Raw genomic sequence first — 1,629 nt, 5'->3', positions numbered from 1 at the left:
GGTACTGTTGGCCACATGTTTGATCAATCAGCCGTATTTGTATTTCCTGGCGATGATGAAGATGCTATTTTAGAAATTCTGATGATGGCTGACGTGGATGTGAGCGATGTCGAAGTCGAAGATGGCATGATCAGCGTATTTGCCCCGCATACCGAGTTCTTCAAGGTTAAAACTGCATTGACCGAAGCAATGCCAGAGATTAACTTTGAAATTGAAAACATTACCTTTGTGCCACAAACCATGACGAAGGTAACCGGTGAAGACGTTGCGGTTTTTGATAAGTTTATCGCGGCATTAGAAGATTGTGATGATGTGCAAAACGTCTACCACAATGCCGAAATTGAAGAGTAACTCACCTTATTCTTGTCATAAAAACGCAGCCTAATGGCTGCGTTTTTGTTTTAATCCTCACTGTGTTAGCCGCTCATTTCTGTTAGCTACGCGCTTGCCACGCTGTGGCAAAGACAGTGTGATTGCGACGCTGTGATTACCACCTTGTCATCGCCCTCTGACGCGCACACTCCAAACGCTTAGCAGATTAACGTAAATCCATTTCTTGAATAATTTCATGGGCGATGGCTGGCGTGGTGCAGCTAGGCTTTTCGTGCAAATCGGCTTTTAATTGGCCTTTACGGTGCTTAAGCGCCGCATCCAATTTTTTGGCTGCCGCAGCAATGGCGGGATACATGATCTCATCGGTACCGGTTGCCGAGATACGGCTACCTTCATAATTAGTTCTAATTTCTACCTCAAATTCACCATGTTCCTTGGCAATAATGATATCGAGCGCAATCAAGGTTGGGAAATGAGTAGCGATTTTTGAAAATTTCTCGTTGACATGTTCTTTAACAGAATCAGTAACATCGACATGGTGACCGGAAAGATTTATTTTCATAGGGTGTCCCTTTTAGTGTTATGACTTGTATTTTGCTCTCATTACTAGAGCTTGGGGCATACAGGATAAAACACAAGAGTCTTGTGCAAATATTTCGCATCTGCCGATAATTAGCGCCACTAAAGGTGATCTTCCCCGCAAACGCCAGCTAACGAGAATGTCATCACCCATAAATGCTATCAATAATTAACAGTAACATGGCATTTCAGACAACTGTTTTTCAGTGTTTGCCACAGCAATTGGCATAGGATGATGAAACTGATATTGAGCGACTGATACACGACATGCAGCCAGAAGGCTGGCGTAACGGTTTTGATAAAACTCACGGTAATTGCAAAATAAGTAGCCAAAAATGAAATACCATTAGCATGATAGATTGCAACTCCAACAAGATGACAAAGAACGTTATAAGCAACAATACTTCCAGCGGTCCCAGTTGAAGCATGAGTACAACACTTGCAACCCACAAAGGTAGCGCAACGTCACCGATTGATGTTGTCATAATGGTTAAGATGTTATTACATGTAAGCTCAAACATCTGCCCATCAACCATGTCACCGCCAGTGACAGGCAAGCCTGAGCTTAAGTGATGGTGATGGTGATAGCGATGGCCATTGGCATTATCACGCAAAGCCTGTTTACCGCGGGATGGCTCGTTAGTTCAGATTTTTCAAATTATTAAAGAAGAGTCTTATCTCAAACGCTGCTACTGGTTAACTTATCACGGCTAAGCT

General features: G+C 43.0%; 3 protein-coding genes. 1 reads left to right on the top strand and 2 read right to left on the bottom strand.

Annotated elements, in window-relative coordinates; all coding sequences use genetic code 11:
• On the top strand, positions 1–351 hold a 351-nt coding region (locus ACRCZA_RS00840), incomplete at its 5' end, for a YebC/PmpR family DNA-binding transcriptional regulator (RefSeq protein WP_438672596.1).
• Positions 352–538: 187 nt separating this feature from the next.
• Here ACRCZA_RS00840 and hpf read toward each other — a convergent pair.
• Together hpf and ACRCZA_RS00830 are read right to left on the bottom strand one after the other, a co-directional pair.
• On the bottom strand, positions 539–895 hold the full coding sequence (gene hpf, locus ACRCZA_RS00835; protein WP_438672595.1) for a ribosome hibernation-promoting factor, HPF/YfiA family: 357 nt from the start codon (positions 893–895) through the stop codon (positions 539–541).
• Between the two features lie 322 nt (positions 896–1,217).
• Entirely contained in the window at positions 1,218–1,526 is a 309-nt protein-coding gene (locus ACRCZA_RS00830) for a hypothetical protein (RefSeq protein ID WP_438672594.1), read from the bottom strand.
• Between the last annotated feature and the right edge of the window lie 103 nt (positions 1,527–1,629).

The organism is Shewanella sp. (genome assembly GCF_051658185.1).
Taxonomy (GTDB): domain Bacteria; phylum Pseudomonadota; class Gammaproteobacteria; order Enterobacterales; family Shewanellaceae; genus Shewanella.
The sequence above is the reverse complement of the archived record's forward strand: the minus strand, read 5'-3'. Positions and strand labels throughout refer to the sequence as shown.